The 18,978-nt window shown below is 65.1% G+C and carries 19 protein-coding genes and 1 other RNA gene; 8 read left to right on the forward strand and 12 right to left on the reverse strand.

Annotation, left to right across the window (positions count from 1 at the left end; translation table 11 throughout):
- Positions 1–46 precede the first annotated feature (46 nt).
- The 5 genes from ffs (at position 47) to RX327_RS03660 (ending at position 3,724) form a co-directional block, all read left to right on the forward strand.
- Positions 47–143, forward strand: an RNA gene (ffs, locus tag RX327_RS03640) — signal recognition particle sRNA small type.
- Between the two features lie 109 nt (positions 144–252).
- Positions 253–2,106, forward strand: coding sequence for a DNA polymerase III subunit gamma/tau (locus tag RX327_RS03645; RefSeq protein WP_317249500.1), 1,854 nt, complete (start codon positions 253–255; stop codon positions 2,104–2,106).
- Positions 2,107–2,129: 23 nt separating this feature from the next.
- Positions 2,130–2,450 (forward strand): YbaB/EbfC family nucleoid-associated protein, encoded by a 321-nt coding sequence (locus RX327_RS03650; protein WP_317249501.1) that lies wholly within the window; start codon positions 2,130–2,132, stop codon positions 2,448–2,450.
- Between the two features lie 97 nt (positions 2,451–2,547).
- Entirely contained in the window at positions 2,548–3,150 is a 603-nt protein-coding gene (gene recR, locus RX327_RS03655; RefSeq protein WP_317249502.1) for a recombination mediator RecR, read from the forward strand.
- Positions 3,151–3,298: 148 nt separating this feature from the next.
- Positions 3,299–3,724 (forward strand): hypothetical protein, encoded by a 426-nt coding sequence (locus tag RX327_RS03660; protein WP_317249503.1) that lies wholly within the window; start codon positions 3,299–3,301, stop codon positions 3,722–3,724.
- A 291-nt stretch (positions 3,725–4,015) separates the two neighbouring features.
- On the opposite strand, the gene RX327_RS03665 is transcribed toward RX327_RS03660, so the two are convergent.
- The 3 genes from RX327_RS03665 to RX327_RS03675 form a co-directional block, all read right to left on the reverse strand.
- Positions 4,016–5,392 (reverse strand): AmpG family muropeptide MFS transporter, encoded by a 1,377-nt coding sequence (locus tag RX327_RS03665; protein WP_317249504.1) that lies wholly within the window; start codon positions 5,390–5,392, stop codon positions 4,016–4,018.
- Between the two features lie 78 nt (positions 5,393–5,470).
- Positions 5,471–5,776, reverse strand: a complete 306-nt coding sequence (locus tag RX327_RS03670; RefSeq protein ID WP_317249505.1) for a GIY-YIG nuclease family protein — start codon at positions 5,774–5,776, stop codon at positions 5,471–5,473.
- 265 nt (positions 5,777–6,041) lie between these two features.
- Complete coding sequence (locus RX327_RS03675; protein ID WP_317249506.1) at positions 6,042–7,247, reverse strand: DNA recombination protein RmuC; 1,206 nt, start codon at positions 7,245–7,247, stop codon at positions 6,042–6,044.
- 170 nt (positions 7,248–7,417) lie between these two features.
- On the opposite strand from RX327_RS03675, the gene def reads away from it, so the two are divergent.
- The 3 genes from def (at position 7,418) to truA (ending at position 9,786) form a co-directional block, all read left to right on the forward strand.
- Positions 7,418–7,945, forward strand: coding sequence for a peptide deformylase (gene def, locus RX327_RS03680; protein ID WP_317249507.1), 528 nt, complete (start codon positions 7,418–7,420; stop codon positions 7,943–7,945).
- A 168-nt stretch (positions 7,946–8,113) separates the two neighbouring features.
- On the forward strand, positions 8,114–9,049 hold the full coding sequence (fmt, locus tag RX327_RS03685) for a methionyl-tRNA formyltransferase (RefSeq protein WP_317249508.1): 936 nt from the start codon (positions 8,114–8,116) through the stop codon (positions 9,047–9,049).
- A complete protein-coding gene (truA, locus tag RX327_RS03690; RefSeq protein ID WP_317249509.1) occupies positions 9,049–9,786 on the forward strand; it encodes a tRNA pseudouridine(38-40) synthase TruA in 738 nt (245 codons plus the stop codon). The genes fmt and truA overlap by 1 nt, the downstream gene beginning before the upstream one ends.
- A gap of 135 nt (positions 9,787–9,921) precedes the next feature.
- Here the strand turns inward: truA and dapE are convergent, their stop codons facing one another.
- From dapE to yidC, 9 genes are all read right to left on the reverse strand, one after another.
- Positions 9,922–11,088, reverse strand: coding sequence for a succinyl-diaminopimelate desuccinylase (gene dapE / locus RX327_RS03695; protein ID WP_317249510.1), 1,167 nt, complete (start codon positions 11,086–11,088; stop codon positions 9,922–9,924).
- Between the two features lie 17 nt (positions 11,089–11,105).
- Entirely contained in the window at positions 11,106–11,717 is a 612-nt protein-coding gene (locus RX327_RS03700; protein ID WP_050385038.1) for a DUF805 domain-containing protein, read from the reverse strand.
- Positions 11,718–11,790: 73 nt separating this feature from the next.
- Positions 11,791–12,636 (reverse strand): 2,3,4,5-tetrahydropyridine-2,6-dicarboxylate N-succinyltransferase, encoded by an 846-nt coding sequence (gene dapD, locus RX327_RS03705; protein ID WP_317249511.1) that lies wholly within the window; start codon positions 12,634–12,636, stop codon positions 11,791–11,793.
- A gap of 129 nt (positions 12,637–12,765) precedes the next feature.
- Positions 12,766–13,455 carry a pyrimidine 5'-nucleotidase gene (locus tag RX327_RS03710; RefSeq protein WP_317249512.1) on the reverse strand — a complete coding sequence of 230 codons (690 nt, stop codon included), beginning with the start codon at positions 13,453–13,455 and terminating at the stop codon, positions 12,766–12,768.
- Positions 13,456–13,645: 190 nt separating this feature from the next.
- Positions 13,646–14,632, reverse strand: coding sequence for a DUF1036 domain-containing protein (locus tag RX327_RS03715; protein ID WP_317251197.1), 987 nt, complete (start codon positions 14,630–14,632; stop codon positions 13,646–13,648).
- Positions 14,633–14,782: 150 nt separating this feature from the next.
- A complete protein-coding gene (gene argB, locus RX327_RS03720; RefSeq protein WP_317249513.1) occupies positions 14,783–15,676 on the reverse strand; it encodes an acetylglutamate kinase in 894 nt (297 codons plus the stop codon).
- Between the two features lie 211 nt (positions 15,677–15,887).
- Positions 15,888–16,256, reverse strand: coding sequence for a DUF423 domain-containing protein (locus tag RX327_RS03725; protein ID WP_050385034.1), 369 nt, complete (start codon positions 16,254–16,256; stop codon positions 15,888–15,890).
- Positions 16,253–16,906, reverse strand: a complete 654-nt coding sequence (yihA, locus tag RX327_RS03730) for a ribosome biogenesis GTP-binding protein YihA/YsxC (RefSeq protein WP_317249514.1) — start codon at positions 16,904–16,906, stop codon at positions 16,253–16,255. Before yihA ends, RX327_RS03725 begins: the two co-directional genes overlap by 4 nt.
- A 174-nt stretch (positions 16,907–17,080) precedes the next feature.
- Positions 17,081–18,976, reverse strand: coding sequence for a membrane protein insertase YidC (gene yidC, locus RX327_RS03735; RefSeq protein WP_317249515.1), 1,896 nt, complete (start codon positions 18,974–18,976; stop codon positions 17,081–17,083).
- Between the last annotated feature and the right edge of the window lie 2 nt (positions 18,977–18,978).

The raw sequence follows: 18,978 nt of genomic DNA on the forward strand, positions 1-18,978 counted from the left end.
GTCAGGCCGCTTGCTTTCCGGCGGCTTTGGCCCCAAATAGGGACCGGGAGATTGGCGGTGGACGAGCCACTCGCCAACCGGGTCAGGTCCGGAAGGAAGCAGCCCTAACGAGGTCCGGATCGGGTCGCTCGTCAGTCTCCTACCTGTTTTTTCGAGCGAATTGCGCCGGAATGGCGGTCTCCGCGCCCGGCGCTCGATTTTGGCTCCTATCCGCACGCCGGCTGAAGAGACACCCAAGTTGCGGATCGACGCATGAATGACGCTGGCGACCCCTCCCAACCGTCCGACGGCGCCGGCAAAGGAAGCCCTGACGGCGGTTTCGATCTCGGCGGCGCGCCGGACGCCGCAAAACCCTACCGCGTTCTTGCCCGCAAATACCGCCCCTCCAGCTTCGAGGATCTGATCGGCCAGGAAGCGGTGGTCCGCACCGTCTCCAATGCGTTCGAGACCGGGCGCATTCCGCAGGCCTGGATCCTCACCGGCGTCCGCGGTGTCGGCAAGACCACCACGGCGCGCATCCTGGCCCGCGCACTCAACTACGAGATGCCTGATGGTTCGGTGAAGGGGCCGACCATCCACATGCCGACCCTGGGCGTGCACTGCCAGGCGATCATGGAAAGCCGGCACATGGACGTGCTGGAGATGGACGCCGCCTCGCACACCGGCGTCGACGACGTCCGCCAGATCAATGACAGCGTGCGCTATGCGCCGGCCAGCGCCCGCTACAAGGTCTACATCATCGACGAAGTTCACATGCTGTCGACGGCGGCGTTCAACGCCTTCCTGAAGACGCTGGAGGAGCCGCCGGAGCACGCCAAGTTCGTGTTCGCGACGACCGAGATCCGCAAGGTTCCGGTCACCGTGCTGTCGCGCTGCCAGCGCTTCGACCTGCGCCGGGTCGAGGCGGACGTGCTGATGAAGCACCTCGCCAACATCGCGGCCAGGGAAAACGTCGAGATCGAGCCGGAGGCGCTCGGCATCATCGCGCGCGCCGCCGAAGGCTCCGTGCGCGATTCGCTGTCGCTGCTCGACCAGGCGATCGCCCACGCGGCCGGCACCGTCAAGGCCGATGCCGTCCGACAGATGCTGGGGCTCGCCGACCGCACCCGCGTCATCGATCTCTTCGATTCGCTGGTGCGCGGCGACATCGCCGCGGCATTCAAGGAGTTCCGCGAGCAGTACGACGTCGGCGCCGATCCCATCGTCGTGCTCTCGGACCTCGCCGAATTCGTCAATTTCGTCACCCGCGTGAAGGTCATCCCGGCGACCGCCGACAATGTCGCCTATGGCGAGACCGAGCGGGTCCGTGCAAGGGACTTCGCGTCCAAGATTTCCATGCGCGTGCTGTCGCGGATGTGGCAGATGCTGCTCAAGGGCATCACCGAGGTGCAGGCCGCGACGCGCCCCGCAGCCGCGGCGGAAATGGTTCTGGTGCGCATTGCCTATGTCGCCGATCTGCCGACACCGGACGAAGCGATCAGGATGCTGGAGCAGAACGGCGGCGGAGCGGCGCCCGCGACGTCGGGTTCCGCCACGTCGTCACCGTCACGCGGCGCACCGAGCTCGGCGATGTCGGCCATGCCGTCGGCGCCGGTGCGCGCGCCGCAGGCCGCGCCGCGCGCCGATCTCGCCGCGCGTCCGCAGATGGCCGCGCCGGTCGCCGCTGCCGCGCCGGCGCTGCGGATATCAAGCTTTCCGCAATTGATCGCGCTCGCCGGCGAGAAGCGCGACATCATGATGAAGAGTGCGCTGGAGGCCGATGTGCGGCTGGTGCGCATCGAGGACGGCCAGCTCGAGATCGCCCTCGAGCCGAAGGCGCAGCGCGCGCTGGTCACCGATCTGTCGCGCAAGCTCGAACTGTGGACCGGGCGGCGCTGGACCGTGATCATCTCCAACGAGGCCGGCCAGCCTACGGTGCGCTCGCAGAACGAATTGGCGCGCAGCGAGCACCAGCGCGCCGCCGAGGCCGATCCGCGCGTGCAGGAGGTGCTGGCGCGCTTCCCCGGCACCAAGGTGGTCGAGGTCCGCCGCCTTGCCGCCGAGGTTCCGGTCGCGGATGCGACCGGCGAAGACCCGATTGAAACTTCCGACAGCGATGACGATTGATATTTGGCTACAAGGACGCACGCATGGCTGATTTTCTCGGCATGATGAAGCAGGCGGCACAGCTGCAATCCAAGATGCAGGAGATGCAGGAGCAACTCGCCAACGTCGAGGTCGAAGGCATCTCCGGCGGCGGGCTCGTCGCCGTGCGCATGACCGCGAAGATGGACGTGAAGGGCATCAAGATCGATCCCTCGCTGATGAAGGCTGAAGAGCGCGAGGTGCTGGAAGACCTGCTCGTCACCGCGCTCAGTGATGCCCGCCGCAAGGCCGAGACCGCCATGCAGGAGAAGATGCAGGCCCTCACGGGCGGGCTCGGCCTGCCGCCGGGATTTGGTCCGACTTAGAGCGCAGCGAGATCGAGATGAATCATCGTGCTTTAGCTCTTTGTTTGAGCATGGCCTTTTCGGAAAACCGCTTCGCACTTTTCCGGGTCATGCTCTAATGGCTGCAAGCGTTGCCGGCCCCGAGATTGAACGCCTGGTCCAGCTGCTCGCACGGCTGCCGGGCCTCGGTCCGCGCTCTGCGCGGCGCGCTGCGCTGCATCTGATCAAGAAGCGCGAAGCGCTGATGATGCCGCTGTCTTCGGCCCTCCAGGTCGCGCTGGACAAGGTCCAGGTCTGCAAGACCTGCGGCAACATCGACACGCAAGATCCCTGCACGGTCTGCACCGATCCGAAGCGTGATCCCTCCATCATCGTCGTCGTCGCCGACGTCGCCGACCTCTGGGCGTTGGAGCGGGCCAATGCCACCCAGGGGCGCTATCATGTGCTGGGCGCGACGTTGTCGCCGCTCGACGGCGTCGGTCCGCAGGATCTCACCATCGATTCGCTGGTGGCGCGCGCGCATGCGCAGGTGCACGAGATCATCCTGGCGCTGAATGCGACGGTCGACGGCCAGACCACGGCGCATTACATCACCGACCTGCTTCAGGACGCCAATGTGAAGGTGACGCGGCTCGCCCACGGAGTTCCTGTCGGCGGCGAGCTTGATTATCTCGATGAAGGTACGCTATCGGCTGCGATGCGGCAGCGCACCCTGTTCTAGCGCGCGATGCCGGCGCCGAGCACGGCGTCAGGCGCCAAGCGATCGGTCACAATCCGAAAAGATCGCAGCGAAACAAAATGGTAGGGTGGATGCCGATTCGGGGACGGTCATTCACGCTCTGACGAATCAAGATACGGAACCACTGACAATGACGGCACACCGATTCGGCGTACGCTTGAGCTTTGCGCTTCTGGCGGCAACGTTCGCCGCGCCTTGCGCCATCGCGCAGCAGGCCGACGCGCCGCAGAAGCCCGGCAAGCCGATCAACACCGGCGACGTGCTCTCCGGCGAGCTGAACGCGATGAAGGTCCGCGACGTCAAGAACGGCAAGCGCGTCGCGACCTACCAGATCACCTCCGAGCCGCGCCGCCTGCCGCCGCCGAACGGGCTGTGCAATCTCGAGACCGGCCCCGAGACCTTCCAGCTCATTCCGACCAACGATGCCCAGGCCGCGCAGCTCAAAAGCCTCTCCGGCAAGGAAATCTCGGTGAAGGTCGACGAAATCGCCTGCGCCAAGGACGCCGGCGAGATGAGCGAAGCCATCGTCACCAAGTGGAGCGTGGTGGCGAAATAGGGGCGTGCTTTGTCGCCCGGATGGAGCGCAGCGACGTTTCTTCTCCTTCCCCCTGCAAGGGGGAAGGTCGGGATGGGGGTCCGCCGCGCGCGACGCTGCGTGTGGAGAGACAAGATCCCCACCCGCTTTGCTCTGGCGAGCAAAGCGACCTCCCCTTTTCAAGGGGAGGTTTGAGAGACAGGAATCCTGCGGCCGATCCGTAGCCCAGATGGAGCGAAGCGAAATCCGGGACGGTCGTGCCGGTCGAGAGATTTCCCGGATTGCGCTGCGCTCCATCCGGGCTACAGGCGACTAAACCCGCACCGGCCCCAGCTCATCGAAATGCCCGCGCCGCTGCAGCCAGGCGAGCAGGATCAGGCTCGGGACCGCGACCAGCACGCAGATCACGAAGAACATCGGCCAGCCCGTCGCTTTCGCCAGATAGCCCGCACCCGATGACAGGTAGGTGCGTCCCACGGCGGCGAGCGCCGTCAGCAGCGCATACTGGGTCGCGGTGTGCAGCGGGTTCTGGCACAGCGCCGAGAGATAGGCGACGAAGATCACGGTGCCGATGGCGTTGCAGAAATTGTCGGAGGTGATTGCGAGGGTCAGCGCCCATTCATTGACGCCGACGAGTGCCAGCCACGAGAACGAGAGATTGGCGATCGCCTGCAGCACGCCGCCGATCCAGAGGCTGGTCGCGAGCGAATAGCGCCGTGCCACGAACCCGCCGGCAAAGCCGCCGGCCAAGGTCGCTGCGATGCCGACGCCCTTCACGATCACCGCGTAGTCGTTCCGCGTGAAGCCGATGTCGATCACGAACGGCACGGTCATGTTGCCGGAGAACGCGTCGGTGAATTTGAACAGCACGACGAAGGCAAGCGCCGCCAAGGCGTCCTTGCGGCTGAGGAACTCGGAGAACGCGCCGAGCGCCGCGTGCAACACGCGTTCGGCCGCGTTCTGCGCATGCGTCGCCGCCTCCGCGCCTTTCGATTGCGCCGGCTCGGTCGCCGCAAGCGCGGTGATGATACCGATCACGACCAGCGCGGCCATCACCACATAGCCCCACATCCAGGCCGACGGGCGCGCGAGGCCGGCGGCCTCGAAGCCGGTGACGATGAACAAGGCGCCCGCGGTCGATATCAGCATGCCGATGCGATAGGCCGCGACATAGGCGGCCATGCCGGCCGCCTGCTCGCTTTCGGGCAGGCTCTCGACGCGGAACGCATCGACGACGATGTCCTGCGTCGATGAGGCCGTTGCGACCAGCAGCGCGGCGAAGGCCGCGAACCATGGCGATCGCGCCGGATCGGCCATCGCCAGCACCACGATCGCCGCGATCAGCAACAGCTGCGAGAACAGCAGCCAGCCGCGGCGGCGGCCGAACATCTGCGTGAACAGCGGCACGTGCAGCGCGTCGACCAGCGGCGCCCAGAGGAACTTCAGCGTGTAGGGCGTGCCGATCAGCGCCAGCAGCCCGATCGTTCCGAGATCGACCCCCGCCTCGGCCATCCACACCAGCAGCGTCGAGCCCGACAGCGCCAACGGAAGTCCCGAGGAAAAGCCGAGGAAGAGCACGATCAGCACCCGCGGCTGCAGGTAAACGGCAAGGCTGTCGCGCCAGGAGGCGGCGGCGGGCTTTGGCTCCGGCTTTGCAGACGCGTCTGACGTCGATTCAGGTGCTGTCATAGAGGAGTTGGTAGCAGATTCGGCCCCAAAAAGACTGTCATCGCCCGGCTTGACCGGGCGATCCAGTATCCCGGAAGCCTATCCGCCACCTGCGGCAATTTCCGGGTAAAGATCGATCCAGTCCGGATTGTCTTTTTCGATTAGGGAAATCTTCCAAGCGCGTCGCCATTTCTTCAGCCGCTTCTCGCGTCGGATCGCGTTCTCAGGATCATCGAACTGCTCGAAATAGACCAGCCTTACGATATCGTACTTTTCCGTGAAGCCTTCGACCAACTTCAACTTGTGCTGGCCGACGCGACGAATGAGGTCGTTTGTCACACCGATGTAGAGCGTGCCGCCGATATGGCTGGCGAGGATGTAGACGTAATAGCTGCGTGCCCCCATCTGCCGCCTCTGGAATACTGGATCGCCCGGTCAAGCCGGGCGATGACAGCTGATTATGTGGTGCGATCTTTGGTCAGCAACATCACTAGGTGCGGTCATAGAGAAGTTGTTACCAGAATCAGCCCCCAAAAGACTGTCATCGCCCGGCTTGACCGGGCGATCCAGTATCCCAGTGGCCTATCCGCCACCCACGGCTATTTCGGGATAAAGTCGGGCGATGACATCGATTGGGTGGCGCACGCCGGACAACTTCTAGAAACAACGATCATTCCCCCGCCTGCAGCTTGCGCGGGGCGGGGAACAGGTCGGGGGCGGGCTTGACGAAGCGCGGCACCTCGATCGGGATATCGGACTTGCTGAAATCCAGCTCCTCGATTCGTCCCGCGCGCTTCTCGATCTTGTCGGCGGAGATCAGCACTTGGCGGACGTCCTCGTTCACATCGGCAAAATGCTTCTGCAGCTTCAGCACCCGATCGCGCAGGCGGCCGAGATCGTCGCCGAGCCTGATCACTTCGGTGCGGATCTGGTCGGCGGCGTCGCGCATGCGCGCGTCCTTCATGATCTGCTGCATCACCTGGATCGCGAGCATCAGCAGCGACGGCGACACCAGCACGACGCGGGCGCGATAGGCCTTCTGGATCACGTCGTCGAAACCGTCATGGATCTCGGCGTAGACGGATTCCGACGGCACGAACATCAGCGCCATCTCCTGGGTCTCGCCGGCGACGAGATATTTCTCGGCGATGTCGCTGACATGCTTCATCACGTCGCCGCGCAGCCGCTGCGTGGCGATTCGCCGTTCCTCGTCGGTGCGGGCGTCGTGCAGCGCCGTCATCGCTTCCAGCGGGAACTTGGCGTCAATGCAAAGCGGGCGCTGATCGGGCAGGAACACGACGCAGTCCGGGCGCTTGCCGGTGGAGAGCGTGAACTGGAACTCGTAGGCACCCTTCGGCAGCCCATCCTGGACGATCGCCTCCATCCGCGCCTGGCCGAAGGCGCCGCGCGACTGCTTGTTGGCGAGCACGTCGCGCAAGGTCGTGACCTGCGTGGTGAGGTCGGTGAGGTTCTTGTGCGCGCTGTCGATGATGCCGAGCCGCTCGTGCAGGGCGCGCAGGCTCTCCATGGTGTTGCGGGTGGAGTGTTCCATGGACTGGCCGACGCGGTGGGTCACCGAATCCAGCCGCTCGTTCACCGCCCGCGCCATCTCGGCCTGGCGGCCGGCCAGAGCCTGGGCCATGGCATCGACCCGCCCGGAGGATTCGCTCTGGGCCCGCAGCATGTCGGCGAGCCGCTCTTCCAGCTCGTCGGCGCGGATGGCCTGGGCCATCGCGAGTTCCGCGCCGCGCCGGCTGGCGCGCGCGATCACCACGGTGATGGCGAACAGCAGGATCAGCGCCAGCGCGCCAAGGCCGATCAATGCGTCGGAGACACGGACCGGAAGGTCGCCAATCGTGAGCAGAATCTCGTTCATGTCGGCCCTTGTAGCCGATTCGCGGCTAAGCGCGAACGAAGAGGGAACGTTTATGGTAAATGCATTCCTGATTTTCCGGGTTAATGCGGGGTGAAGAAACGTGGTTAAGGTTATCCTAACGGGTTCCTGAGCGCATTGACCCCATGAAGTCAGCAGCTTAAATCGCCGCCATGGCCCTACGAGAAATCATCATCCTGCCGGACAAGCAGCTGCGCCTGGTCTCCAAGCCGATCGAGAAGGTCACGTCGGAGATCCGCAAGCTTGCCGACGACATGTTCGAGACCATGTACGACGCGCCCGGCATTGGCCTCGCGGCGATCCAAGTCGCGCAGCCCTTGCGCCTGATCACCATGGACCTCGCCAAGCGCGACGAGAGCGGCGAGACCAAGCGCGAGCCGCGCGTCTTCATCAATCCTGAAATCCTCGCTTCCTCCGAGGAGCTCTCGGTCTACGAGGAAGGCTGCCTGTCGATCCCCGAATATTACGAGGAGGTCGAGCGCCCGGCGAAGGTGCGCGTGCGCTTCACCGATCTCGACGGCAAGGTGCACGAGGAGGACGCCGAAGGCCTCTTCGCCACCTGCATCCAGCACGAGATCGACCATCTCAACGGCGTGCTGTTCGTCGACTACCTATCGAAGCTCAAGCGCGACCGCGTGCTGAAGAAGTTCGAGAAAGCCGCCAAGCGCGCCGTGGAGTAGGCGCACGTCCTCCACCGTCATGCCCGGCCTTGACCCGGGCGTCCACGTCTTCCTTCTGGGAGACCAAAGACGTGGATGGTTGGGCATAGGCGAGCGAAAGCGACGCCGTCCTTGACGGCTATGCCCGGCCATGACGAAGATTGGATCCTCCCGGAAGAATCTGACCGCATGCCCCTTCGCCTCATCTTCATGGGCACGCCCGATTTCTCCGTGCCGACGCTGCTCGAGCTGGTCGCACATGGCCACGAGGTCGTGGCGGTCTACACCCGAGCCCCGAAGCCCGGCGGGCGGCGCGGCCTGCAATTGCAGCCGACCCCGGTCGAGGAGGCCGCGCGAAAACTCGGCATTCCCGTGCTGACGCCGAAGACGCTGAAGACGCCGGAGGCATTGGAAGAGTTTCGCGCGTTCGAGGCCGATGCCGCCGTCGTCGTCGCCTATGGCATGATCCTGCCGCAGGCGATCCTCGATGCGCCAAAGCTCGGCTGCTACAATCTGCACGCTTCGCTGCTGCCGCGCTGGCGCGGCGCCGCGCCCATCAACCGCGCGATCATGGCCGGCGATGCCGAGAGCGGCGTGATGGTGATGAGGATGGATGTCGGCCTCGACACCGGCGACGTCGCCATGGCCGAGCGCATCCCGATCACCGACAGCATGACGGCATCCGACCTGCACGACGCGCTGGCGCCGCTCGGCGCCGACCTGATGGTACGCGCGATGGCCGCGCTCGAACGCGGCGGGCTCCAGCTCAAGAAGCAGGGCGAGGACGGCGTCACCTACGCCGCCAAGATCGACAAGGCCGAGGCGCGGATCGACTGGACACAGCCGGCGCACGCGGTACTGCGACACATTCACGGGCTCTCGCCGTTTCCCGGCGCCTGGTGCGAGCTCGCGGGCGAAAACGAGCCGGTACGGCTGAAAATCCTGCGCTGCGAGCAGGCGAAAGGCTCGGGCCAGCCGGGCGATGTGCTCGACGACAATTTCGCGATCGCCTGCGGCGACGGCGCGATCCGGATCCTCGACCTGCAGCGCGCCGGCAAGGCGCCGATGAAGGCAGCGGACTTTTTGCGCGGCACGCCGCTGAAGTCGCCTGCGCGGCTCGGCTGATGCCCCGCTACAAGCTCACCATCGAGTATGACGGCACGCCGTTCTCCGGCTGGCAGATCCAGGACACCGCGCCGACCGTGCAGGGCGCGCTGGAGGCGGCAGTCAAGGCGATCTGCGGCGAGGACGTGCGCGTGCACGGCGCCGGCCGCACCGATGCCGGCGTGCATGCGCGCGGACAGGTCGCGCATGTCGACGTCGACAAGCCGTTTCCGCCCGGCCGTTTTCGCGACGGGCTCAACGCGCATCTGCGCCCGCATCCGATCGCGGTGCTCGAGGCCGAGATCGTGCCTGACGATTTCGAGGCGCGCTTTTCGGCGGTCAGGCGCCACTACCGCTATCGCATCGTCAACACCCGCGCCAATCTCGCGCTCGACGCCGGCCACGCCTGGCGCGTGCCGCGCCGGCTCGATGCCGACGCGATGCACGCGGCGGCGCAGCGCCTGCTCGGCAAGCACGATTTCACCACCTTCCGTGACACGGAGTGCCAGGCCAAATCTCCGGAGAAGACGCTCGATCAGCTCGACGTGCTGCGCGACGGCCGCGAGATCATAATCGTGACCTCGGCGCGCTCCTTCCTGCACAGCCAGGTGCGCTCGATGGTGGGATCGCTGGTCTGGGTCGGCGAGGGGCGCTGGACCGCCGACGATCTCTCTTCCGCGCTCGCCGCCCGCAACCGCGCCGCTTGCGGCCCCGTGGCGCCGCCGGACGGGCTCTACCTGATGCGGGTGGATTACTAGGCGGTGTGAATGATCGCGTAGGTAGAGCCTACCCGAAATACCACGCTGTATCTGGTGCGGGTGGATGACTGGTAGCCCCAATCCCTACTGTGCATGGGGTTGTTTTCGATGTTTTTGTCCGGCCGGGCGGCTGGCCTACCCGAAATACCGCTCCAGCACGCCTCGATACACCCGCGTCAGCTTCTCCAGATCCGCCACCGGCACGCGCTCGTCGACCTGGTGCATGGTCTGGCCGACCAGGCCGAACTCGATCACCGGGCAATAGCTCGCGATGAAGCGCGCATCCGAGGTGCCGCCGGAGGTCGACAGCTCCGGCTTGCGGCCCGTCACCTCCTCGATCGCGGCGACGGCGAGATCGGTGAAGGGGCCGGGCTTGGTCACGAACACGTTGGAGTTCGACGGCTCCCAGACGATGCGGGCCTTGATGCGGTTGCCGCAGGCCTTGGCGAGGCGGGCCTCGACCAGCTCGCGCAGGCTCGCCTGGGTGTGGTTGTCGTTGTAGCGGATGTTGAATCGGGCGCGGGCCTCGCCGGGGATGACGTTGAACGCCTTGTTGCCGACGTCGACCGAGACGAATTCGAGATTGGAGGCCTGGAACTGCGCACTGCCATGGTCGAGCGGCTCGTCGCTCAGCGCCACGATCAGCCGCGAGATATCCGGCACCGGGTTCGAGGCGCGGTGCGGATAGGCGACATGGCCCTGCACGCCGTCGACATGGAGCGTGCCGGATTGCGAGCCGCGGCGGCCGACCTTGATGGTGTCGCCGAGCGTCTCGACATTGGAGGGCTCGCCGAGCACGCAATGATCGAACTTCTCGCCGCGCTCGGCGGCCCATTTCAACAGCTTGACGGTGCCGTTGACGGAGACGTCTTCCTCGTCGCCCGTGATCAGGAACGAGATCGAACCCCCACCGTTTTCCTGAGGCTTGCCGCCATGGTCGCTGAGATATTGCAGCACCGCGGCGACCGAGCAGGCGATGCCGCCCTTCATGTCGACGGCGCCGCGGCCGTGCAGGACACCGTCCTTTACCTCGCCGGAGAATGCGCCGACGCTCCAGGCACTCTCGTCACCCGGCGGCACCACGTCGGTGTGGCCGGCGAAGGTGATGTGCGGCGCCGAAGAGCCGATGCGCGCATAGAGGTTGTCGACATCGGCGGTGCCGGGCTCGGAGAAGGTCACGCGGTGGACCTCGAAGCCTGCGGCTTTCAGCAGGTTTTCGAGAACGCCAAGCGCGCCGGCGTCGGCCGGGGTGACGGATGGGCAGCGAACGAGATCGCGGGTAATCGAGACGGCATCACTCATGCGCCTCGCTTAACACGTCACACGGCGGGTGGACCAGCTTTGTGCGGCACGATATCGAGCTCGCTCTGCTGATCCCAGCCGCGCGTGGAGCGCGACCCGCTGTCGCGGCCTTGCCGCGCATGGGTTTTCCCGAGCGGATTGGGGCCATAGCGATTGGGGTAGCTGGCGCTGCGCAAAAAGGCGAGCTCGATGAAGCCCCAGACATAGAGCACGAAGACGATCAGGCCCGCGGCCATCACCCAATAGGATTCATCGGGGAGCCGATCCGAGAACTGACTCATGAGACCCGGGATCGCGAAGAACGGGACCATCCACCAGCCGCTCTTGTCGCGGTCGTGCAGGCGCTTGATCGAGACAGCGACATAGACCCAAACGAACAAGAACGTTCCGCAGGCCTTGACCAGCAATGCCGGCAATCCGGCCCAGCTCAGCGATCTGTAGCTGTCGGGGTCGAAGGCCCGGAAGATGTCGTCGACATTGAAGCTGAACCCGTTCTTGCCGCCGAGGCCGGCCGAGACCGCCAGTAAGGCCAGGAACATCATCCAGCAGACGATGATCAGCCCTGCGAGCCAGAATTTGGCCCGGTTGACGCGGCCCTTGAAGCCGAACAGGTAGTTGGCCCAGTCCATGAAAATAAGCTCCGGGCTGCGGCAATTCTTCGCGGCCCGGAGATATGTCGGCGTCGGATCGAAATTGGTTCGATCAATCCCGCAGCAGCTCGTTGATGCTGGTCTTGGACCGCGTGCGTTCGTCGACGCGCTTGACGATCACGGCGCATGCGGTGCTCGGGCCGATCTGGCCGTTCTTCATCGGCTTGCCGGGCAGCGCGCCGGGCACCACGACGGAATACTCCGGCACTTCGCCCATGAAGATCTCGCCGGTCTCGCGGTCGACGATCTTGGTCGAGGCGCCCAGGAACACGCCCATCGCCAGCACCGCGCCCTTGCGCACGATCACGCCTTCGGCGACCTCGGACCGCGCGCCGATGAAGCAATCGTCCTCGATGATGACGGGCTCGGCCTGCAGCGGCTCGAGCACGCCGCCGATGCCGGCGCCGCCCGAGATGTGCACGCGCTTGCCGATCTGCGCGCAGGAGCCGACGGTGGCCCAGGTGTCGACCATCGTGCTCTCATCGACATAGGCGCCGAGATTGACGAAGGACGGCATCAAGACGACGTTCTTGCCGATGAAGGCCGAGCGGCGGACGATGGCGCCCGGCACCGCGCGAAAACCGGCATCGCGAAAGCGGTTCTCGCCCCAGCCCTCGAACTTCGATGGCACCTTGTCCCACCAGGTCGCCTTGCCGGGGCCGCCGGGAATGACGCCCATGTCGTTGAGGCGGAAGGACAGCAGCACGGCCTTCTTCAGCCACTGATTGACCTTCCACTTGCCGTCGGCGCCGCGCTCGGCAACGCGCGCCTCGCCCTTGTCGAGGATCTCCAGCGACTGGTCCACGGCCTCGCGCACCTCGCCCTTGGTCGTGGTCGAGATGCCGTCGCGCGCTTCGAAGGCGCTGTTGATGGTGGTTTCGAGGGCGGACAGCGACATCGGGACAATCCTTGGCGTATCGGGGATTATGACGGGATTTTGCGAGGCTTTTTCGGAATTTGGGGCCGCGGAGTCAAGGCAAACTCCTCCGTCGCCCCGGCGAAAGCCGGGACGACACCTGTTGAGAGGCTACGGCTTCAACCGCTGCAGGAAGCCGGTCAGATCATCCGTGACGTGGTCGACATGGGCGGCATCCCGGCCCTCCAGTTCCCAATCCTCCCGCACCACCTCCTTGGTGCCGTCAGGCACTACCAGCACGGTGGTCATGCCGAGCTCATACGGCACCACCAGATTGCGCGCGAGGTCCTCGAACATCGCAGCCTTCGCCGGATCGACATCGTGGAGCCTGAGAAATTTCTGGTAGGTCTGCGGCGAAGGCTTGGGCTCGAATTCGGCGGCGATGATGTCGAATACACCGTCGAAATGCGAGGCGAAGCCGAGCCGCGCCAGCACCGCGTCGACATGGTCGACCGAGCCGTTGGTGAGGATCAGCTTGCGGCCCGGCAGCTTTGCGATGGCAGCGCCGAGCGCCGGATTCGGCTCCAGCGGCGAGTGGTCGATCTTGTGGACGTAGGCGAGATAGTCGTCGGCGGAGACGCCATGCAGGGTCATCATGCCGCGCATCGTGGTGCCGAAGCGCCGGTAATAGTCCTTCTGGATCGCCCGCGCTTCCTCCGGGCCGACATTCAGCCAGTTGCAGACGAACTCCCCGATCCGAGCATCGACCTGCTGCCACAGATTGACGTGATGCGGATAGAGCGTGTTGTCGAGGTCGAATACCCAGGTGTCGACATGCGCGAAGGTGCGGGAAGTTTTCATTGTGGCTCTCCACCTGTCGGCGTGAACGTCGTTCCGCCCTCCGCCGTCGTCTTGGCGAAAGCCAGGACCCATACCGCAGAATCTATCAATGTGGCACGGTGCTCGTCGTTCTTCGCCAAACGCAGTCTTGTGGTAATGGGTCCCGGCCTGCGCCGGGACGACATCGATGTTTGCGGCGTGAGCATCCTCATCACGGCACCGCAAAGCGCAGCGTCTTGCCGCCGCTCGACATGTCGATGGTGGTGAAGCCGAGCGCGGCGAGGCCGCGGGTGGCGCAGTCGCCCTGTTCGTTGATCTCGAACTTGCTCTCGCGGGTGCAGAGCTGGACCCCGCCGCCCCAGTTCAGCGGCTTGTCCTTGATGCGGATGGCCCGGTTGTCGTTGTCGACCGCTTCGGCAAACGAATAGATCTGCTTCGGCGTGCCTGATACGTCGGGATGCAGGCACTTGCCGGGATCGATGCGATACCAGCCGCGGCTCGTCACGGACTTGCCGTCATCGGTCGCGATCGCGGCCATCACCTTGTGCGGCGTGTCGTTGCACCAGGTGAGCCCTGATGGCGACGGCTTCTGCACGGCATCGATCATGGTGGCGAAGAAATTCGGCGACAGCACGATGTCGCTGGCGAGCCCGCGGCTCTTCAGGAAGGCGGCCAGCGCGGCCTGCGTCTTCGGCCCGTCGACGCCATCGATCGGCGCTGCGTCGTAGCCGGCGATCACCAGCAGCCGCTGGATGCCGGCAAGGCGCGCCTGCTCGTCGTCATATTCGGAATCCTCGGCGAGATAGGCAACCAGATGGCCGTCGTCGGTCTTCGTCGGCGTGATCTGGGTGAATTGCGCGGGCATCTGGCCGGAGCGGCATTGTCGCGCGGCGGCGATCACGAAATTGTCCTGCGCCACGCAGAGCGTGTCGGTGCCGTTCTGCGGGATCGGGGAGGCGCCGTAGACGCCGAGCGCGCGGGCATTGAGCAGGATGCGGTCGGCCGTCAACGTGCCCTGCACCACCACGCGGCAGGTGGCGGGATCGATCCTGAACCAGCCGCGCGTCGCGGTCGCCGCCTTGTCGTCGATGCCGATCGCGGCCTCCACGACATAGGACATGCGGTTGCAGATCTTGAGGTCGGCAAGGGCCGGTGCGGAGGAGAACAGGAACGACATCAGCGCGGCGGGCAGCGACATCGCGAGCCGCGCCGGCAGCGACCGGCGAGGTCGCATCACATTCAGGTCGTCATGCCCGGGCTTGTCCCGGGCATCCACGTCTTTGTGCTGCGGGAAAAGACGTGGATGGCCGGGACAAGCCCGGCCATGACGATGAATGGCTGTGCCCGATCACTTGTGGATCAGCGTGCCCGTGCCCTGGTTGGTGAAGAGCTCGAGCAGCACCGCGTGTGGCATCTTGCCATCGATGATGACGACGCCCTGCACGCCCTGCTCCAGCGCGTAGATGCAGGTCTCCACCTTCGGGATCATGCCGCCCGAAATGGTGCCGTCGGCGATCAGCTTTCGCGCGTCCTTGACCGAGAGCTGCGGGATCAGCTTCTTCGACTTGTCGAGCACCCCCGGCACGTCGGTGAGCAGCAGCAGGCGCTTGGCCTTCAGCGCGCCCGCGACGGCGCCGGCAAAGGTGTCGGCGTTGATGTTCAGCGTCTGGCCGTCCTGCGAGGTCGCGAGCGGTGCCAGCACCGGGATCAGCTCGTAGCCGATCAGCTGGTTGAGCAGCGTGAGGTCGACCTTCTCCGGGTCGCCGACGAAACCGAGGTCGATCGCCTTCTCGATGTTCGAGCCCGGATCGACGATGGTGCGCGTCGTCTTCGACGCCTTCACCATGTTGCCGTCCTTGCCTGACAGCCCGACGGCCTTGCCGCCCGCTTCGTTGATGTAGCCGACGATCTGCTTGTTGACGGAGCCGGCCAGCACCATCTCGACGATCTCGATGGTCGCAGCATCGGTGATGCGCAGGCCGGCTGCGAATTCCGAGACGATGCCGAGGCGCTTGAGCATGGTCGCGATCTGCGGGCCGCCGCCATGCACCACCACCGGATTGATCGCGGTCTGCTCCAGCAGCACGATGTCACGGGCAAAGTTCTTCGCGGTTGCCTCGTCGCCCATGGCATGGCCGCCATATTTGATGACGATGGTTTCCTCGTCATACTGCTGCATGTGCGGCAGCGCTTCGGACAGGATGCGGGCCTGGTCGAGCGGGCTGATGTGCTGGTCGGTCATGGGGCTGGTCTCGTCGTCAGCGAAGGGGTGGCGCGGTTCTATCTGATTGCCGGGCAGGGCGCAAAGCGGGAGAGGTATTCGCTCGTATCTGTAGCCCGGATGGAGCCAACGGGTCGCGCGAACGCGCGCCCGATGACAGGCTCCGCGCAATCCGGGTTTGCAGCCGCAGCACGATACCCGGATTTCGCTTGCGCTCCATCCGGGCTACGGGTCACCGCCGTGGCCACACCGCAGCGACCGCCAGTACCAGCCAGCTCAGGATCAAGAGCGTTCCGCCGGTCGGTGCGGCCATCGGAAACAATCCATGGCCGGCATACTGGCGCAGCACGAGGTCGCCCGCGAACAATGACGCCGCGATGACGAAGCCGGCCGCCGCCACGACTGCGAGCTTCGCATGAATGATCGCGCGATCCGCGACCGCGATGGTCGCGACTACGGCGGGTGCATGGAACAGCAGCATCGAGGATGCCGCCGCCAGCCGCGTGGCGTCAGGCAGATGGGCCGCGGCCGCCGCCAGCATTACGCCGCAGGCGCCCATGACGGCGGCAAGGCCGATCAGGAGGCGGGATGCGCCGCTCATCGGCGCCGTTCCTCGATCAAGCGCACCATGGCGGCACGCAGCTCCGGCATGCCGCCGCCGGTGCGCGACGAGGTCACCAGCACCTCGGGGAAGGCGGCGGGATGCTTTGCGAGCATTGCCGACGTGTCGGCGATGACGGTCTTGAGTTCGCCGGCCTTCACCTGGTCGGTCTTGGTCAGCACGATCTGGTAGCTGACGGCGGAACGGTCGAGCGTCCCAAGCACGTCAAGATCGACGTCCTTGAGGCCGTGCCGCGCGTCGACCAGCACGTAGACGCGCGCCAGCGAGGCGCGTCCCAGCAGGAATTTGTGGATCAGCTCGGTCCAGGACGCGACCTGGCTCTTCGGCGCCTTGGCATAGCCGTAGCCGGGCATGTCGACGAGGCGCAGGTCGCTTTTCCCGGGCACCTCGAAGAAGATCAGCTCCTGGGTGCGGCCCGGCGTATGCGAGGTGCGCGCCAGGCCGTTGCGCCCCGTCAGCGCGTTGATCAGGCTGGACTTGCCGACATTGGAGCGGCCGGCAAAGGCGATCTCCAGCCCCGCCATCGGCGGCAGCGTGGCGATCGAGGGCGAGGCCCAGATGAACTGCCAGTCGCGGGCAAACAGCTTTCGCCCTTGCTCAATCAGCGCCGCATCGGGTTCGGTGCTCATGCGAAGGATTCCATCTCGTCGCGGCCAGGCAAAGGCCCAAGGCGGGTCCTTGGCGTAGGACGACCCGGCCATCCAGGTCAACGTCCAGAGCCTCGGTTCTGGGCGCCCTCCAATATGTCGATGCCCGGCACAGGGCCGGGCATGACGTGGTTGACGAAGCGCCGTTGCTGGAGGCTACGTCGCCTTCTTGGTCTCAGTCGTCACGTTTTTTTTTTGAAACGTCGCCTTGAGATTGTCGAACAGCTCCACCTTCACGCCGTTGCGGCGCATGATGTAGCTCTGCTGGATCACCGAGAGCAGATTGTTCCAGGCCCAGTAGATCACGAGGCCCGCCGGGAAGCCCGCCAGCATGAAGGTGAAGATCAGCGGCATCCAGTTGAAGATGAGCTGCTGCGTCGGATCCGGCGGCGTCGGGTTCAGCTTCATCTGGAACCACATCGTGATGCCCATGATGATCGGCCAGATGCCGATCACCAGATAGGAGCCGAAATGCGGTCCGAGCAGCGCGATCGGATCGAACGGGAGCAGCCCGAACAGGTTGAACAAATTGGTCGGATCCGGCGCCGAGAGGTCCTTGATCCAGCCGTAGAACGGCGCGTGCCGCATCTCGATGGTGACGAACAGCACCTTGTAGAGCGAGAAGAACACCGGGATCTGGATCAGCACGGGAAGACAGCCGGCGACCGGATTGATCTTCTCCTTGCGGTAGATCTCCATCATCTCCTGCTGCTGCTTCACCTTGTCGTCGGGATAGCGCTCCTTCAGCGCCAGAAGCTGCGGCTGGATCGACTTCATCTTCGCCATCGAGGCGTAGGATTTGTTCGCCAGCGGGAAGAACAGCAGCTTCACGATCACGGTGACGAGCAGGATCGAGATGCCGAAATTGCCGAAGAAGCGGAAGAAGAAGTCGAGGCCGAGGAACATCGGCTTGGTGAGGAAGTAGAACCAGCCCCAGTCGATCAGCAGATCGAAATGGTTGAGGCCGAGCTCCTTGTTGTAGCCGCCGAGGCCGACCAGCGGGAAGTTGAGGCCGACCGTGGCGGCTTCCTTCGCGCCGGCAAACAGCCGCGCGTTGGCGACGCCGGTGCCGCCGATCGGAATGGTCTGCGCGCCGAGCATGTAGTCGGTCTGGTAGCGCTTGTCGCCGGTCGTGAAGCGGGCGCTTTCAAGCGTTGCGGTGGTTTCGGGCAGCAACGCCGCAGCCCAGTATTTGTCCGTGATGCCGAGCCAGCCGTCGGTGACCTTCGTGAACACGATGCCGCGCGAATTTCCGCCGGTCGAGGTCTTGGCCTCGTCGATGTTCTTGTAGCTGAATTCCTGCAGGCCGTGTTCGCCGAGATAGCCGATCGGGCCTTCGTGCAGAATCGCGTAGCCGGAGACCGGCGGCTTGCCGCCGCGCGAGATCAGACCGAACGGATACAGCGTCACCGGCGCGCTGCCGAGATTGTTGACCTCGTCCTTGACGGAGAACAGGTAGCGATCGTCGATCGAGATGGTGCGGCGGAAGGTCAGGCCCTGGCCGTTCTCGTATTTCAGAATCACCGGGGTGCTCGGCGACAGGCTGTTCGATCCCTCCTGCTGCCAGACGGTTTCGGCGTTCGGCGTCTTTACCGATGAGCCGTTGGCGGTCAGCCACAGGAACTCGGCATAATAAGGCTCGGCCGTGCCCGACGGCGAAAGCAGCACGACGGCCGGCGATTTGGGATCGACCGTCTCGCGGAACTGGACCAGCGAGAGGTCGTCGATCCGGGCGCCCTTCAGCGCGATGCTGCCGGTGACGCGCGGGGTCTCGATCTTGATGCGCGGGCCGGAGGCAAGCACCGTCTCGCGGCTCGCGACCGGAGCGTCAGCAGCAGGCGCGCCGGGGGCCGGAGAGGGGGTCGCCGAGGTTCCCGGAGCGGTGCCGGGAGCAGCACCCGGAGTCGCCTGCGGCGCCGGCTTCTGCAACTCCGCCTGGCGCTGCGCCTCGCGCTGCTTCTCCATCTGCGGCACGTTGTAGAAATACTGCCAGGCGATCAGCACGAGGCCGGACAGAATGACGGCGAGGATGGTATTGCGATTATCGGTCATCT

Origin of the sequence: Bradyrhizobium sp. BEA-2-5 (assembly GCF_032918025.1) — a bacterium.
Taxonomy (GTDB): Bacteria; Pseudomonadota; Alphaproteobacteria; order Rhizobiales; family Xanthobacteraceae; genus Bradyrhizobium; species Bradyrhizobium pachyrhizi.

What these genes read in the sequence shown, in the direction of transcription:
- dapE (WP_317249510.1), bottom strand. Translation starts at nt 11,088, where the DNA reads ATGAGTGATGCCGTCTCGATTACCCGCGATCTCGTTCGCTGCCCATCC.
- RX327_RS03710 (WP_317249512.1), bottom strand. Translation starts at nt 13,455, where the DNA reads ATGAAAACTTCCCGCACCTTCGCGCATGTCGACACCTGGGTATTCGAC.
- def (WP_317249507.1), top strand. Translation starts at nt 7,418, where the DNA reads ATGGCCCTACGAGAAATCATCATCCTGCCGGACAAGCAGCTGCGCCTG.
- RX327_RS03715 (WP_317251197.1), bottom strand. Translation starts at nt 14,632, where the DNA reads ATGTCGCTGCCCGCCGCGCTGATGTCGTTCCTGTTCTCCTCCGCACCG.
- yidC (WP_317249515.1), bottom strand. Translation starts at nt 18,976, where the DNA reads ATGACCGATAATCGCAATACCATCCTCGCCGTCATTCTGTCCGGCCTC.
- RX327_RS03650 (WP_317249501.1), top strand. Translation starts at nt 2,130, where the DNA reads ATGGCTGATTTTCTCGGCATGATGAAGCAGGCGGCACAGCTGCAATCC.
- recR (WP_317249502.1), top strand. Translation starts at nt 2,548, where the DNA reads ATGGCTGCAAGCGTTGCCGGCCCCGAGATTGAACGCCTGGTCCAGCTG.
- RX327_RS03645 (WP_317249500.1), top strand. Translation starts at nt 253, where the DNA reads ATGAATGACGCTGGCGACCCCTCCCAACCGTCCGACGGCGCCGGCAAA.
- dapD (WP_317249511.1), bottom strand. Translation starts at nt 12,636, where the DNA reads ATGTCGCTGTCCGCCCTCGAAACCACCATCAACAGCGCCTTCGAAGCG.
- fmt (WP_317249508.1), top strand. Translation starts at nt 8,114, where the DNA reads ATGCCCCTTCGCCTCATCTTCATGGGCACGCCCGATTTCTCCGTGCCG.
- RX327_RS03675 (WP_317249506.1), bottom strand. Translation starts at nt 7,247, where the DNA reads ATGAACGAGATTCTGCTCACGATTGGCGACCTTCCGGTCCGTGTCTCC.
- RX327_RS03665 (WP_317249504.1), bottom strand. Translation starts at nt 5,392, where the DNA reads ATGACAGCACCTGAATCGACGTCAGACGCGTCTGCAAAGCCGGAGCCA.
- RX327_RS03725 (WP_050385034.1), bottom strand. Translation starts at nt 16,256, where the DNA reads ATGAGCGGCGCATCCCGCCTCCTGATCGGCCTTGCCGCCGTCATGGGC.
- yihA (WP_317249514.1), bottom strand. Translation starts at nt 16,906, where the DNA reads ATGAGCACCGAACCCGATGCGGCGCTGATTGAGCAAGGGCGAAAGCTG.
- argB (WP_317249513.1), bottom strand. Translation starts at nt 15,676, where the DNA reads ATGACCGACCAGCACATCAGCCCGCTCGACCAGGCCCGCATCCTGTCC.
- truA (WP_317249509.1), top strand. Translation starts at nt 9,049, where the DNA reads ATGCCCCGCTACAAGCTCACCATCGAGTATGACGGCACGCCGTTCTCC.
- RX327_RS03670 (WP_317249505.1), bottom strand. Translation starts at nt 5,776, where the DNA reads ATGGGGGCACGCAGCTATTACGTCTACATCCTCGCCAGCCATATCGGC.
- RX327_RS03660 (WP_317249503.1), top strand. Translation starts at nt 3,299, where the DNA reads ATGACGGCACACCGATTCGGCGTACGCTTGAGCTTTGCGCTTCTGGCG.
- RX327_RS03700 (WP_050385038.1), bottom strand. Translation starts at nt 11,717, where the DNA reads ATGGACTGGGCCAACTACCTGTTCGGCTTCAAGGGCCGCGTCAACCGG.